Origin of the sequence: Corynebacterium kroppenstedtii (assembly GCF_016894245.1) — a bacterium.
In the GTDB taxonomy this organism is placed as follows: domain Bacteria; phylum Actinomycetota; class Actinomycetes; order Mycobacteriales; family Mycobacteriaceae; genus Corynebacterium.
In genome coordinates, this window is the sequence record NZ_CP069792.1 from 2,362,337 (window position 1) to 2,377,099 (window position 14,763).

The window sequence follows — 14,763 nt, forward strand, 5'->3', positions numbered from 1 at the left end:
AAATACAGTGATGCCGCCGGAGCAGCTCGCACTTTCCCACTCCACACGACTAGAGTCGAGGAGAATTCCGTCGCTAACACTGTCTACCCATAAGAAGTCATATATCTGGGGTCCGTGTTGGGCGGATATATAAAAGGTATAGAACAGAAAGGCCTTATTGAATGTGCGGTTTGCTCGGACTCATCGCCGCTAGCGGAAATGCGGAGGATTTTGTTCAAGCCACTGGTTCATCCCTGACCTGCATGCGTCACCGTGGCCCGGATGAGGATGGCACCTGGAATGACGCCGACGTGGTCTACGGGTTTAATCGGTTGTCCATTATTGACCTCGCACATTCCCATCAGCCTTTACAGTGGGGCCCAGACAACCAGCCCCACCGGTACGCACTGACCTTCAATGGCGAAATCTACAACTACAAGGAGCTACGCTCCGAACTGGAGGACGAGGGATATACCTTTACCACCGACGGAGACAGCGAAACGATCGTCGTCGGCTACCACCACTGGGGACGAGATGTCGTTCATCATCTTCGGGGAATGTTCGCGTTCGCCGTATGGGACTCGGTGGAAAAAACGATGTTTTTAGCGCGGGACCAGTTCGGCATTAAACCCCTCTACTGGGCAACTACCGGCAAGGGCACCCTTTTCGCCTCAGAGAAGAAATGCTTGCTCTCCATGGCGGACAAAGCTGATATCGATCTGTCGCTAGATAAGCGCGCGATAGAGCACTACATGGACTTACAGTATGTGCCGGAGCCTGAGTCCCTGCACAGCGGGATTCGTCGACTGGAGTCCGGTTGCTGCGCGACGGTGAAACCCGGTGAAAAACCGGAGGTACACCGGTGGTTTACTCCTCGCTTCCCCGAAAACTCGGTGAACAAGGAAAATATCGATTCCGAGATTTCGAAGATCGAGCATGCCCTCGAAGATTCCGTCGCTAAACACATGCGCGCCGACGTCACCGTCGGGTCCTTCCTGTCTGGCGGAATAGACTCGACGGCCATTGCGGCGCTCGCTAAACGCCACAATCCGAACTTACTGACCTTCACCACTGGTTTCGAGCGCGAGGGGTATTCGGAGGTCGACGTTGCCGCGGAATCCGCGGAAGCGATCGGCGTCGAGCACATCGTGAAGGTGGTCTCCCCTGAGGAATTTGCCGAGGCTGTCCCCCGCATCATCTGGTACTTGGACGATCCGGTGGCAGACCCCGCACTCGTTCCCCTGTACTTTGTCGCAGCGGAAGCCAGGAAACACGTCAAAGTTGTGCTGTCTGGCGAGGGTGCCGATGAGCTCTTCGGTGGGTACAACATTTACCATGAGCCACTTTCTCTTGCTCCATTCGAGAAGGTCCCGTCATTCGCCAAGAAGGGGCTGAGAGGTCTCGCACAACGCCTACCCGATGGCGTGCGAGGCAAGTCGTTATTGGAGCGAGGTACCACTCCGCTTGAAGAGCGTTATTACGGTAACGCCCGGTCCTTCTCCTTCGATCAGCTCCGGCGTGTCATTCCGTGGGCAAAGAAAGAGTGGAACCATACGGATGTCACGTCTCCAATCTACGAAAAGTCGCAGGGGTGGGATCCGGTAGCCCGGATGCAGCATCTTGACTTGTTTACCTGGTTGCGCGGCGACATTCTGGTCAAGGCTGACAAAATGACTATGGCGAATTCCCTGGAGCTCCGTGTACCTTTCCTTGACAAAGAGGTCTTCAACGTCGCGCAATCATTGCCGACGAGCATGAAGCTGACTCATGGCACATCTAAGTGGGCATTGCGTCAAGCGATGGAGCGCATCGTTCCTCCACACGTCCTTAACCGGCGGAAACTTGGATTCCCTGTCCCAATCCGACACTGGTTGGCCGGCGACGAGCTATACGGCTGGGCTGAGGACATCATCACGTCCTCGCAGGCCGGGGAGATTATCGACTTGGGAGCCACCCGCTCCATGCTCGAGGAGCACCGTTCTTCTATGACGAGCGGATCGGGGCCTGACCATTCCCGCCGACTATGGACGGTGTTGGCATTCTTAATCTGGTACGGAATTTTCGTGGATAAATCAATCACTCCGGACATCCCAGAGCCGACGTACCCGGTTGAGATGTAAATCCGCCCCTGGACTTAAGGGCGTCATGTACATAAATGGGGCCCTTACATGAAAGAAAACGCCGGCCACAGCTCAGTGTGTGGCCGGCGTTGAGTACTAACTACGAGCGAACTGTATCAGTGGCTGGTATCAGTTGAACGAGTCTCCGCACGCACAGGATCCTTTAGCGTTGGGATTATCAATGGTGAAGCCCTGCTGTTCGATGGTGTCCGCGAAGTCGATCGTCGCACCAGTCAAATACGGTGCGCTCATGCGATCAACGACAAGGTTTACGCCGTCATAGTCGTCAACGAGGTCACCATCTAAGGTCCGATCGTCGAAGAAGAGCTGGTAGCGCAAGCCAGCACAACCGCCTGGTTGCACTGCGATACGCAGGGCTAACTCGTCGTTCTGTTCTTGGCTCAGCAGAGACTTTGCCTTAGCTGCAGCGGCATCAGTCAAAATAACGCCAGTTGTCTTCTCCGGTGCAGTCATGCACTTCTCCTAACACGAAACAGGATGCTCTCTGAAGCTATCTCAAATAATTAGTGGACACTACCGTACTCCACATCACAGCAGAACGCACTGTACAGCTATTTTATTTCACACGGCATAAGAGTCCTCCTCATCCCGCTCATCTGACACCGTGGTCACACCTACCCTCGCCTTATTCTCAGACTCGAACCTCTTTTCTTATATCCTTGATCGCGTGAAGATGCCATGGACAACGTCGAAAGAAAATCAGTCGAACGATGACTCTGCGTCAGAAACATCGACGACAAAGTCATCACGGTGGAACCGTAAGCCTAAGGGATCAGTCAGCGTCACCGCCGGTGGTAGCGAGTCTGACTCATCCAGCAGCAATGCAGCAGAGGTGAACTCCTCCGATGAGGGTAACCAATCGCACGATCGTTCCACCCCCAAGGGGTATACACCGCCAAAAGGTCACGCCACACCTAAACGCAATGACGTCGAACGCCAAAGAGGTGTGCGCAAAACGGCCTATAAGGCGCCTGAAACTCCTGCGGAAGCGCGGAAACAGCGCAAAGAGCTGAAAAACTCAATGAGCAAGGAAGAGTACAAAGAGCTCAAGCGCAAGCAGCGCGACGAACGTGCACGGGAACGTGAGCGGAATCGCGAACGCATGATGAGTGGCGATGAACGCTACCTCATGGACAGGGACCGCGGCCCCGAGCGACGGTTGATCCGTAACTGGGTTGATTCCCGCCGTCTCTTTGCTAATACGTTCATGCCCATCGTCGTCGTGCTTCTTATTCTGATGTTCATCACGACCGCGACCCGCAGTTATCTACTCAATAATCTGCTTTCCATGGTGGGGATGATTCTGCTCATCCTGATCGTCCTCGACGGTGTTCTGTCAGGTCGCCGGGTATCTCGTTTTGTTCGGGAACGTCACCCGGATACTTCTCTATCGACCTGGTCGATGGGCTTCTATGCCTTCTCCCGCGCGTCGATGATCCGACGGTTCCGTACTCCACGCCCCCAAGTCAACATCGGCGATAGCATTTAACGCCATTTCTACGAAGTACGCACTGCACAGGATCCTAAGCACTGCACAGAGATGAAAACTTTAGTTCTTGGTGGAGCCCGATCAGGTAAATCTGAGTGGGCGGAGCACCTGGTGACACCCCCCGACTCCGCGGCGTCTCCCGACGATGTCCATGTCACTTATGTCGCGACCGCACGGCCATGGGGTTCCACCTTCGACGCCGACTTCGCTTGCCGGATCGAGCGTCATCGTGCACGCCGCCCATCTTGGTGGCACACCGAGGATTCACGGGACCTCGTCGACGTCCTCACTGAATCATCCGACCAGGCAGCCGCCCGTCAGACTACGATCCTTGTCGACGATCTTGGCACGTGGTTGACCCACGAACTTGCTGAGGTAGGCATGTGGGATGCGGAGTTCGGGACGGACGACTGGAACAAAGGATTACACGCCATCGGTGCCCGACGCGACCGACTGATAACCGCTTTACGTCGCGTTCCGGCAGATGGCCCTAATCTTGTTGTTGTTAGCCCTGAGGTTGGAATGGGCATTGTTCCCAGTTATCCATCTGGCGGCGTCTTCCGGGACGAGCTCGGACGGCTCAATGCTGATGTTGCATCGGTATGCGATCGAGTTGTTCTTGTGGTCGCTGGGTGTGCTCTCGACCTCAAAGGGCCACATGCACCACGATCGCGTTAAGGACGGTCATATGAGCCACCGATACAGCACCCAACCTTTTATCCTGAACCTTCCGATGGCCATGCTTAACACCGACTATAACTAGAGAGAAGCAACAGTGAGCGATTCCTCTTTTCCCCTCATCTCGCCTCCTGACGAGCATGTGTATGCCCGGGCTCGTCAGCGGCAGGCAGAACTGACCAAACCGGCAGGCTCGCTGGGGCGATTAGAAGACTTGGGCTGCTGGATTTCTGCTTGCCAGGGGCAGTGTCCACCCAAACCGCTTAACGACGTCACGACGGTGGTCTTCGCTGGCGATCACGGAATAGCCTCGCACGGGGTCAGTGCTTATCCCACGGATGTCAGCGTGCAGATGGCGTCGAATATCGAGTCCGGGGGCGCGGCGGTGTCCGTCCTCGCGGAACGCGCAGGTACCTCAGTCCGCGTCATTGACGTCAGCCTCAACAGCGGATCTGAAGCCGATACCCATGTCCGGGACGGCAGCGGATCTATTGACCGGGAAGACGCCATGAACCGCGATGAGTACCGACGCGCACTTCAGGTGGGGATCGACGCTGCTGATCAAGAAATTGACTCCGGGGTTGATTTGCTTATTGCCGGCGATTTAGGCATTGGGAATACGACGCCCGCAGCAGCGCTGATTGGTGCCTTAACCAATACTGAGCCCGTCGTTGTGGTTGGGCGCGGCACCGGAATTGACGATGACGGCTGGAAACGTAAAACTGCGGCGATTCGGGATGCGATGTATCGCGTCCACAATATTCATGATGAACCAGCCAGCGTTCTCCAGTTCATCAGTTCGCCGGATATAACAGCGATGGTCGGCTTCCTCGCACAGTCAGCTGTGCGCCGCACGCCGGTCATTCTTGACGGGATCGTTGCGTGTGCAGCGGCTCTCGTCGCTGAAAAGCTTGCACCAGGGGCGAAGCAATGGTGGGTTGCCGGCCACCGGAGCGTTGAGCCCTCCCAGGACATTGCGCTGCGCGAGCTAGATCTGTCCCCGGTCGTCGACTTGGGGATGCGTCTAGGCGAAGGGTCGGGGGCAGTCGTTGCGCTTATGATCGTCAAAGCGGCCGTGGATATCATCCGTGACATGGCGACCTTCGACGAAGCTGGGGTGTCAACGGCCTCGCAGGTTGAAGCGTCCCGCGCTGAAGCCTCCCACGCGGAGAAATAATGTCTGGCAAAGCCCGTTTTTCCAATGAACAGCCCGATAACTCCACTCGTGGCCACGCTATCTCCGAAGGGATATCGACAGCATTTAGTTGGCTAACGGTGTTGCCTCTCCATGGTTCCCGCGTTTTTGACCGCACGACCGGCCGTCGGGCGATGGTAGCGATGCCATTAGTAGGTGTCTTCCACGGGCTCGTTGCGGGGTGCATGGTCACGCTGACCTGGCTGGTACAGGTGAACTTCGGTCATACCTTGGATCTCTGGGTGGTTGCATTCGGAATCGTTGCCCTGTGGGAGTTCGGCACCCGGCTCATGCATATCGACGGCTTAAGCGATGTTGCTGACGCACTGGGCAGCTATGCCCCACCGCCGAAAGCTCGGGCTATTCTTGCCGATACCAACGCCGGCCCGATGGGCGTTGCCGCGATCGTATTTTCCTTGGCGGCACAAATCATCGGTGTCCACGCGATTATGCAGGGAGCTGGAATAACTCATCTCAGCGATGCCGGCCACTTCCCTCTGTCGCACTTCCCTACGTCCGCCGTCGTCGGGCTTATTCTCGTGCCGACGGTCGCGCGAATCAGCGCCTTGATCCTCTGCTCAGAGGGATACCGCCCAGCAAATCCCTCGGGTTTCGGCGCGCTCGTCATCGGAACCGTGCCGAGAATCGGTACAACCACATGGGCTGTCGTTGCAGCCATCGCCGCATTCTTCGGCGGAGGAGTTCTCTGGACACTTATGGCACTGGCGGTCATCGCCTTAGCGATACCGTGGGCACGTCATTGCAGCCGGCGGTTCGACGGCCTGGCCGGAGATTGCCTCGGGGCGACGATCGAAATCGCGACCGCAGCAACCGTCGTTCTCTTCAGCCTGACTGTCTAATCAGCCTGACTTCCTAATCAATATGCATAAAGCCCCGCTCACTCACACGTGGGCGGGGCTAACGCTAATTGCGCGATTCTTTTCTATTTCACCAGCGTGTATCGCCAACCGTGGGCGTCTTGAACAGAGCCATGCTGGATGCCCGTCAAGGTTTCGCGCAGCTCCATCGAAATCGGACCTGCTTGCCCACCGTTGATAGTGAATTCTCCTTCGTTAGACTTCACTGTTCCCACGGGGGTGATAACGGCGGCAGTACCGCAGGCGAAAGCCTCGCTCATTTCCCCGGACTGTGCGGCTTCACGCCACTCTGTCGTCGAGATCTTCCGTTCTTCCACGGCCATTCCGCGGTCTTCAGCCAACTTCAATAACGAGTCGCGAGTCACGCCTGGTAGCAAGGAACCGGATAATGCGGGAGTAACCAGCTTCGCGTCGTCACCCGTGCCATAGATGAAGGCGAGGTTCATTCCTCCCATTTCCTCGACATAGTTGCGCTCGATGGCGTCCAACCAGACAACCTGGTCGCAGCCCTTCTCCTCTGCTTGCGACTGGGCAGCTAAAGAGGCTGCGTAGTTACCCGCAAACTTTGCGGCTCCTGTGCCACCTGGGCATGCACGGACGTAATCCTCACACAGCCAGACTGTGACCGGTTTGATGCCGCCGCTGAAGTACGACCCCGCCGGCGATGCGATCAAGTAAAAACGGTACGTTGACGACGGATGAACCCCCAGGCCCTTCTCCGTCGCGATCATAAACGGGCGCAAATACAGCGCTGCTTCGCTTCCCGCTTCAGGCACCCAGTCTGCGTCGATCTCCACCAACTGATGGAGCGATTCCATAAATAATTCTTCCGGCAGTCCGGGCATCGCCAGCCGCTTGGCTGAGTTCTGCATCCGTCGGCAATTTTGGTCTGGACGGAATGTGGCTATAGAACCATCGGGCTGACGGTATGCTTTGAGCCCCTCGAAGATCTCTTGGCCGTAGTGGAACAGCGTTGTTGCCGGATCCAAAGTGATCGGGCCGTACGGGACAACGCGGGGATCATGCCATCCTTGCTCCCCATCCCAATCAATAATCACCATGTGGTCGGTAAAGTTCGCTCCGAAGCCTGGGTTCGCGAGTACCTTAGCGATAGCCTCGGGGGATGTCGGGTGAGGATTTTTTTCTACGGTGAAAGTCTTATCAGCCATGTTCCCTACTGTAGACCCTCCCCCATATCCAGGTAACTTTAGCCAGATTTTAACGGCCAAGACGCGTCTGACGACAAGCCACGGTATTGTGGGAGCACGTAAAGTCATGCCGTAATCAGATCCTCATGACACGTTTCAACGATCAGCGTCAAAGATCTGCGTTGACTTCTTAACTATCGCTTATTTTAGAGGAGACTTCCACCATGGCGTTCTCTGTTGAGATGCCCGAACTCGGCGAATCCGTCACCGAAGGCACGGTCACCACGTGGCTCAAGCAAGTAGGTGACACCGTCGCTGTCGATGAACCACTCCTGGAGGTTTCGACCGATAAGGTTGACACCGAGATTCCTTCACCCGTTGCTGGTGTGTTGACAAAAATTATTGCCGACGAAGACGACACTGTCGAGGTCGGCGAGGTCATAGCAGAGATCGGTGAAGAAGGCGACGACACCGGTAGCGACGATAACGGTGCGTCGGAGTCGTCCGATTCTGACGCTGGTGATTCTGGTGCTGAGGCGAAGAGCTCTTCGGAGGACGAGCAGTCGCAGAAGTCCTCTAGCTCTGGTTCGAGCGGTTCGGGTGAGGCTACCGACGTTGAGATGCCCGAGCTCGGCGAATCCGTCACCGAGGGAACCATCACCCAGTGGCTCAAGAGCGTCGGCGACGAAGTCGACGTAGACGAACCGCTGTTAGAGGTTTCCACCGACAAGGTTGACACCGAAATCCCCTCCCCTGTTGCCGGAACTCTTGTCGAAGTTCTCGCTGAAGAAGACGACACCGTCGACGTTGGATCCGTCATCGCACGGATCGGCGACGCCAACGCAGCAGCCGGCTCCTCCGACAACAAAAAGTCAGAGGAAACCAAACCTGAGGAGAAGGCCGAGGCTGAGCCCTCGAAGAGCGAGAAGGCTGACGAGACCAAGGACACCTCGGACTCTGCCACCAGCTCCGAGACGGCATCACCCAAGGCATCGTCCTCCAGCGCACCCGATAGGGAGGAGCCCGCTACTCGCCCGTCAACAAAGGTGAATACCGGTGGAAAGCTCCCTTACGTGACCCCACTGGTACGAAAGCTGGCGGACAAGCACGGCGTTGATCTCACCACGGTTGAAGGCTCCGGAGTAGGTGGACGGATCCGCAAGCAGGACGTTCTTGCCGCAGCCGAGAAGGCGAATGCCACACCAGACACGTCGTCAACAGGCGCACGTGCGGACAAGGAGCCCGCGCAGGATGGCCCGCGTGCAGCGTGGTCTACTAAGCGCGTCGATCCTAAGAAGGCAGAGTTGATCGGTACGACCCAAAAGGTCAACCGTATTCGCTCGCTGACTGCATCGAAGACGCTGGAATCCCTACATTCGTCCGCGCAATTAACGCAGGTTCACGAGGTCGATATGACCGATGTCGCTGCCCTGCGCAAGGCGTCGAAGCCAGCATTCAAGGAGAAGTACGGAGTCAACCTCACCTACCTCCCCTTCTTCGCGGAGGCCGTTGTCGAAGCACTCATTTCCCACCCGAATGTTAATGCGTCCTACAACGCTGAGACCAAGGAAATGACCTACCATGACAAGGTCAACCTGGGGATCGCCGTCGATACGGAAGCTGGCCTGCTCTCACCGGTCATTCATGACGCTCAGGACATGACACTGCCGGAACTGGCTGCAGCAATCGCTGATATCGCCGACCGGGCACGGACTAACAAACTGAAGCCCAATGATCTCACCGGTGGCACCTTCACCATCACCAACATTGGTTCAGAAGGTGCACTGACCGATACTCCGATCTTGGTACCACCGCAGGCAGCCATGATGGGTACCGGTGCGATTGTGAAGCGACCCTCCGTCGTTCCTACATCCGATGGTTCAGAAGCGATTGCCATCCGTCAGATGGTGTTGCTGCCTCTCACCTACGATCACCAGATTGTCGACGGGGCAGACGCAGGGCGGTTCATGACTACCGTCCGTGATCGCCTCGAAACAGCTAATTTCAAGGGTGATCTTGATCTTTAGCTTCTGATTAGTGCGACACACGTTTCCGCTGAAGCTCTGCGTGACATCGTGTGACCAGTACGTCAGCGTCATCATGTGGCCGGCCTCTTTGTGGGCCGGCCACACGCGTACGATCGACAACATGGGTTACCAACAAGGATCCATTCGAGCTGTTGACACCGACTATGACGTCGAATGGCTCGAACAAGTTGACTATATGGAAATGTGGCATCGACAGGCCGAATACGCTCAACAACGAGCCGATGCGGCTGGGGCCACACGTGACGAACCCGACCGTGGCGTCGACAAGTTGTTGTTCCTCGAGCACCCCGCGACGTACACAGCGGGGAAACGAACACAACCCGAAGACCTCCCTGACAATGACGACACACCGCTCATCCGCATCGACCGGGGTGGGCGCATCACCTGGCACGGGCCAGGGCAGCTGGTCGGGTACCCGATCATTCGGTTAGCCCAACCGCTCGATGTCGTCGATTATGTGCGACGCCTGGAAGAAGCACTCATCACGACGTGCCACACACTCGGTGTGACCAACGCTGGGCGCGTTGAGGGGCGGTCAGGGGTATGGCTCCCCACCGACGTCGTGCGGGGAGAACTGCGCCCTGAGCGGAAAATAGCGGCCATCGGACTGCGAGTTACGCGGGGTGTCACCATGCACGGCTTCGCTCTCAACTGCGATAATTCGCTAGAGCCTTTCAACCACATCGTGCCGTGCGGCATCAGCGATGCCGGGGTGACGACTCTGACAGAAGAACTCGGACATGATATCCGCCCCCATGACATCGTCGGCCTCATGCGGGACTCTCTTATCGCGGCACTGGATGGGACACAACCGCTCACTACCAGCACAATTCCCGACGATGGACATAAGCGCATCAAAGTTCAGTAAGATGTGTACGACGACACACTCAAAAATAAGGTAGAAGACATGGCAGTTGCACCGAACGGACGACGACTTCTCCGCATCGAAGCACGGAACGCCCAGACCCCCATTGAAGCAAAACCGCGGTGGATCCGGACGACCGCGACCATGGGCCCCGAATTCCGCGACATGAAGAAACGCGTCAAAGGCGCTGGTCTTCACACCGTTTGTCAAGAGGCTGGTTGCCCCAACATTCACGAGTGCTGGGAAGATCGTGAGGCCACCTTCCTCATTGGTGGCGATACGTGTTCCCGTCGCTGTGACTTCTGCGACATCAAATCCGGCCGCCCTGAGCCACTCGATGAAGACGAACCTCGTCGCGTCGCAGAAAATGTCCGCGAAATTGGGTTGCGTTACTCCACCATTACCGGGGTCACCAGAGACGACCTCCCCGACGAGGGTGCTTGGTTATACGCCGAGGTTGTCCGGCAAATCCACAAACTCAACCCCAACACCGGCGTCGAGAACCTTACCCCCGATTTTTCGGGCAAACCCGACCTTCTTCAAACCGTATTTGAGGCTCAGCCGGAAGTATTTGCCCATAACTTGGAGACAGTGCCCCGCATTTTTAAGCGCATCCGCCCTGCTTTCCGCTATGAACGGAGCCTGGATGTCATCCGTCAAGCACGTGATTTCGGCTTGGTCACCAAATCGAATTTGATCCTCGGAATGGGTGAGACGGTTGACGAGGTCAAATCCGCGATGCGTGATCTTCGCGATGCTGGGTGCGACATCCTGACGGTTACCCAATACCTCCGCCCGTCCAACCTGCACCACCCCATCGACAGGTGGGTCAAACCCGAGGAATTCGTCATGTACCGCAATTATGGGCACGATCTCGGGTTCGCTGGTGTTATGGCTGGTCCGTTGGTGCGCTCGTCCTACCGCGCGGGCCGGCTGTACGCACAGGCGATTAAGGCGCGCGGCGAAGAGCTACCCGCTAATCTGCGGCACCTGGGCGAGGGTATCGACGATACTGCTTCTCAGGAGGCCTCCACTCTGCTGTCCAAGTACGGGGCCAGCCGCGAGACACCAGTTGGCGCACGCTAACGCTCACTGATTCCACCGACCGGACACCCATCGCCTATCCTGAACGTATGGCGAAGAACGACCGCGCAAAGGAAGAAAAGAAGGCCCAACGCTCCGCTAAACGCGCGCAGCGTAAACAAACACGCGGCCAGATGTGGCAGGCTTTCAACATCCAGCGCAAGCAGGACAATAAGCTCATCCCCTACATGCTGCTGGCTCTCCTGCTGCCTGCTGTTCTACTTTTCCTGCTCGGTTTCGTGTGGGGCAACAAGTGGTTGTGGTTAATTATCGGCCTTATTCTTGGCGCCACGCTTGCGATGCTTGTTTTCAGCCGACGCTTACAACGGTCGGTCTATGATCGCGCATCTGGACAGGCCGGTGCTGCGGGCTGGGCGCTGGACAACATGCGCGATGGTGTCGGCATGAAATGGGTCACTAAGCAGGGCGTCCAAGTCAACAACCACATGGACCTTGTTCACCGTGTTGTCGGCACACCCGGTGTTGTCCTCGTCGGTGAGGGGGAAAAACAGCGGATCAAGCCAATGATGGATAAGGAGCGCCGGCGCCTTGCCCGCATTGTCGGTGATACCCCCATCTACGAAGTGGTGTCGGGCGAGGGTGAGGACGAAGTCCCCATCAAGAAACTGCAACGTTATTTGATGAGGCTGCCACGGAACATTAAGAAACAAGAAGTGGACTCGTTGGCTAGCCGCATCGAGTCCTTGGACAATGTCCGCGGAAATATGGGGATGCCGAAGGGTCCGATTCCGAATCAAGCCAAGGTGCAAAAGGGAATGAACCGCCGGGCGCGTCGGGCTGCGCAGCGTAACAAGCACTAAGCGCTAAGCCCTAATCACCACAGTTCCCGTCGCACGGTCATGCATACCCCGTAGGTCTGAGTCACAGATTGCTGCCGGGAGGATGAAGATTGTCAGGAGGGTGCGAACGACCGCACGCCACAAGCCGACTCGGGCATTCTGCTGATCTACTCGGGCAACTCCCATCCCTAGCATCAGCTGGCCTGGAGTTCGCGCGAAAAGCCATACGGAGACGATCCCTACAACGACATAGACTATGAGGTTCGTCGTCGCAGCAAAATTGCCCCAAACCAATTCGGTTTGGTTTCCGTCGCTCGCGGCGGGTCCGACGATGTAAAACAGGATTCCGGTAATGGCCATGGAAACGAGCCAATCCAGAAGCACTCCCCCGCACCGTCGCATAATCGACGCTTGAGACCCCGAGCCTGACTTGGTCAGCCCCAGCTTCTCACCGGGCCACCGCGACTGAACAAGCCCATCGTTCTCACCGGGGATTTGCGGTCCCTCAAGCCAACTAGTGCGTTCTGATCTCTGACTATTCTTCCGCTCGCGTGCCCGATCCTTTGCCATAGGACGCACTTTACCTGCCATGTATTCTCAGCGGCATCTAGCTCGTCGTAAGTTCGCAGTTGCCAACGCCGCCTCTGTGTCACCACCCCCACTTTTGTGGAGGAGATCGCGTCTACCCAGGACGTAACATTAACGAAACATATCTTTATCCCCGGAGCAACACCTTTACTTTAAAGTGGAAAGTAATGCTCGGTCACTTACAGATATTCCCGACCGACCGAGAGAAATCTGCGAGGAGTCACAGTGGCTTTCACTAATGCTGAAGATGTCACCACATACATCAAAGATAACGACGTCGAGTTCGTCGACATTCGGTTTACGGATGTCCCCGGCGTCGAACAGCACTTCACCATTCCAGCCGATGCTTTCGATGAGGACGTCATTAACGAGGGACTCGCTTTCGATGGTTCATCCGTCCGAGGATTCACCACTATTGACGAATCCGACATGGCCCTCATGCCAGACTTAGCAACGGCCCAGCTGGATCCGTTCCGCAAAGCTAAGACGCTGAACATGAAGTTCTTCGTCCACGATCCGCTGACTGGCGAAGCCTTCTCGCGTGACCCACGTAACGTTGCCCGCAAGGCGGAAGAGTACCTAGCCTCCACCGGCATCGCTGACACCTGCTTCTTTGGTGCTGAAGCTGAATTCTATATCTTCGATTCCGTCCGGTACAGTACAGACACCAACAACGCTTTCTACGAAGTCGATTCCGTCGAGGGCTGGTGGAACCGAGGTGCAGAAGAGGAACGTGACGGATCTGAGAACCTTGGCTACAAGACCCGCATCAAGGGAGGCTACTTCCCCGTCGCTCCGTACGATCACTTCCAGGATCTCCGCGACGACATGTCCCGCAACCTGATCAACGCGGGCTTCGAGCTTGAGCGCGCTCACCACGAGGTCGGTACCGGTGGACAGCAGGAAATCAACTACAAGTTCAACACGCTGCTCCACGCTGCTGATGACCTGCAGACATTTAAGTACATCATCAAGAACACCGCATGGCAGGAAGGCAAGTCCGCCACCTTCATGGCGAAGCCTCTCGCTGGCGACAACGGTTCGGGCATGCACGCTCACCAGTCGCTCTGGAAGGACAACTCGCCGCTGTTCTACGACGAGGCTGGCTACGGCGGACTGTCTGACACCGCCCGCTACTACATCGGCGGCATCCTGAAGCACGCTGGTTCAGTGTTGGCGTTCACCAACCCGACGCTGAACTCCTACCACCGCCTGGTTCCTGGCTTCGAGGCCCCCATCAACCTGGTGTACTCGCAGCGTAACCGTTCGGCAGCGATCCGTATTCCGATCTCCGGATCCAACCCGAAAGCCAAGCGCGTCGAATTCCGTGCACCAGACCCGACGGGTAACCCCTACTTCGGTTTCGCGGCGATGATGATGGCCGGCTTGGACGGCATCAAGAACCGCATCGAGCCACATGCTCCGGTGGACAAAGACCTCTACGAGCTTCCGCCCGAGGAGGCCGCTGACATCCCGCAGGCTCCAACCAGCCTCGAGGCAGCTCTGGCCTCCCTGGAGAAGGATCACGACTTCCTCACCGAGGGCGACGTCTTCACCGAGGATCTACTGGATACGTACCTCAAGTACAAGTTCGACAACGAAATCTCGCCAGTCCGCTTGCGTCCAACCCCGCAAGAGTTCGAAATGTACTACGACTGCTAAACGGCCACGCGTTCAGGCGCATGTGCGCTGTTGCTTGTCACACTGCCGGCGTACAAGCCCCCGCTGGTTTGACGACACTGCCGGCGGCGTGACGGCAAGGACAAAGCCAGCTAGCACGTGAAAAACCCGTTGCCCTCGTTGATACCCGAGGGCAACGGGTTTTCTATGTCCTCCCGGGGATCGTGAGGTTCCTCATGACGCCAACCGTG

At 56.8% G+C, this 14,763-nt stretch carries 13 protein-coding genes; 10 read left to right on the plus strand and 3 right to left on the minus strand.

All coding sequences use genetic code 11. The annotated features are described in order from the left end of the window. The first annotated feature begins 161 nt into the window (after positions 1-161). Positions 162-2,099 (plus strand): asparagine synthase (glutamine-hydrolyzing), encoded by a 1,938-nt coding sequence (gene asnB, locus I6J23_RS10090; RefSeq protein WP_204581950.1) that lies wholly within the window; start codon positions 162-164, stop codon positions 2,097-2,099. A gap of 129 nt (positions 2,100-2,228) precedes the next feature. Here the strand turns inward: asnB and erpA are convergent, their stop codons facing one another. Next, positions 2,229-2,573: an iron-sulfur cluster insertion protein ErpA gene (gene erpA, locus I6J23_RS10095; RefSeq protein WP_012731354.1), complete on the minus strand. Its 345-nt coding sequence runs from the start codon at positions 2,571-2,573 to the stop codon at positions 2,229-2,231. A 220-nt stretch (positions 2,574-2,793) separates the two neighbouring features. On the opposite strand from erpA, the gene I6J23_RS10100 reads away from it, so the two are divergent. From I6J23_RS10100 to I6J23_RS10115, 4 genes are all read left to right on the plus strand, one after another. Beyond that, positions 2,794-3,609 (plus strand): DUF3043 domain-containing protein, encoded by an 816-nt coding sequence (locus I6J23_RS10100; RefSeq protein ID WP_204583073.1) that lies wholly within the window; start codon positions 2,794-2,796, stop codon positions 3,607-3,609. Between the two features lie 51 nt (positions 3,610-3,660). Then, positions 3,661-4,287, plus strand: a complete 627-nt coding sequence (locus I6J23_RS10105) for a bifunctional adenosylcobinamide kinase/adenosylcobinamide-phosphate guanylyltransferase (protein ID WP_204581951.1) — start codon at positions 3,661-3,663, stop codon at positions 4,285-4,287. 97 nt (positions 4,288-4,384) lie between these two features. After that, on the plus strand, positions 4,385-5,464 hold the full coding sequence (gene cobT, locus I6J23_RS10110) for a nicotinate-nucleotide--dimethylbenzimidazole phosphoribosyltransferase (RefSeq protein ID WP_204581952.1): 1,080 nt from the start codon (positions 4,385-4,387) through the stop codon (positions 5,462-5,464). Next, positions 5,464-6,342 carry an adenosylcobinamide-GDP ribazoletransferase gene (locus tag I6J23_RS10115; RefSeq protein WP_204581953.1) on the plus strand — a complete coding sequence of 293 codons (879 nt, stop codon included), beginning with the start codon at positions 5,464-5,466 and terminating at the stop codon, positions 6,340-6,342. Before cobT ends, I6J23_RS10115 begins: the two co-directional genes overlap by 1 nt. 83 nt (positions 6,343-6,425) lie before the next feature. Here the strand turns inward: I6J23_RS10115 and I6J23_RS10120 are convergent, their stop codons facing one another. Next, positions 6,426-7,529, minus strand: a complete 1,104-nt coding sequence (locus tag I6J23_RS10120; protein ID WP_204581954.1) for a branched-chain amino acid aminotransferase — start codon at positions 7,527-7,529, stop codon at positions 6,426-6,428. 203 nt (positions 7,530-7,732) lie between these two features. Between I6J23_RS10120 and sucB the strand changes: the two genes are divergently transcribed. From sucB to I6J23_RS10140, 4 genes are all read left to right on the plus strand, one after another. After that, positions 7,733-9,535 carry a 2-oxoglutarate dehydrogenase, E2 component, dihydrolipoamide succinyltransferase gene (gene sucB, locus I6J23_RS10125; RefSeq protein WP_204581955.1) on the plus strand — a complete coding sequence of 601 codons (1,803 nt, stop codon included), beginning with the start codon at positions 7,733-7,735 and terminating at the stop codon, positions 9,533-9,535. Between the two features lie 121 nt (positions 9,536-9,656). Then, positions 9,657-10,424: a lipoyl(octanoyl) transferase LipB gene (gene lipB, locus I6J23_RS10130; RefSeq protein WP_204581956.1), complete on the plus strand. Its 768-nt coding sequence runs from the start codon at positions 9,657-9,659 to the stop codon at positions 10,422-10,424. A gap of 39 nt (positions 10,425-10,463) precedes the next feature. Beyond that, positions 10,464-11,507, plus strand: coding sequence for a lipoyl synthase (lipA, locus tag I6J23_RS10135; RefSeq protein ID WP_204581957.1), 1,044 nt, complete (start codon positions 10,464-10,466; stop codon positions 11,505-11,507). Positions 11,508-11,554: 47 nt separating this feature from the next. Further along, the gene (locus tag I6J23_RS10140) at positions 11,555-12,325 is read left to right on the plus strand and encodes a DUF4191 domain-containing protein (protein WP_204581958.1); all 771 of its coding nucleotides are present in this window, start codon (positions 11,555-11,557) and stop codon (positions 12,323-12,325) included. Positions 12,326-12,328: 3 nt separating this feature from the next. Here the strand turns inward: I6J23_RS10140 and I6J23_RS10145 are convergent, their stop codons facing one another. Next, on the minus strand, positions 12,329-12,874 hold the full coding sequence (locus I6J23_RS10145) for an RDD family protein (protein WP_204581959.1): 546 nt from the start codon (positions 12,872-12,874) through the stop codon (positions 12,329-12,331). 243 nt (positions 12,875-13,117) lie between these two features. Here I6J23_RS10145 and glnA point away from each other — a divergent pair, with 243 nt between their 5' ends. Next, positions 13,118-14,554, plus strand: a complete 1,437-nt coding sequence (gene glnA, locus I6J23_RS10150) for a type I glutamate--ammonia ligase (RefSeq protein WP_204581960.1) — start codon at positions 13,118-13,120, stop codon at positions 14,552-14,554. Positions 14,555-14,763: the final 209 nt, after the last annotated feature.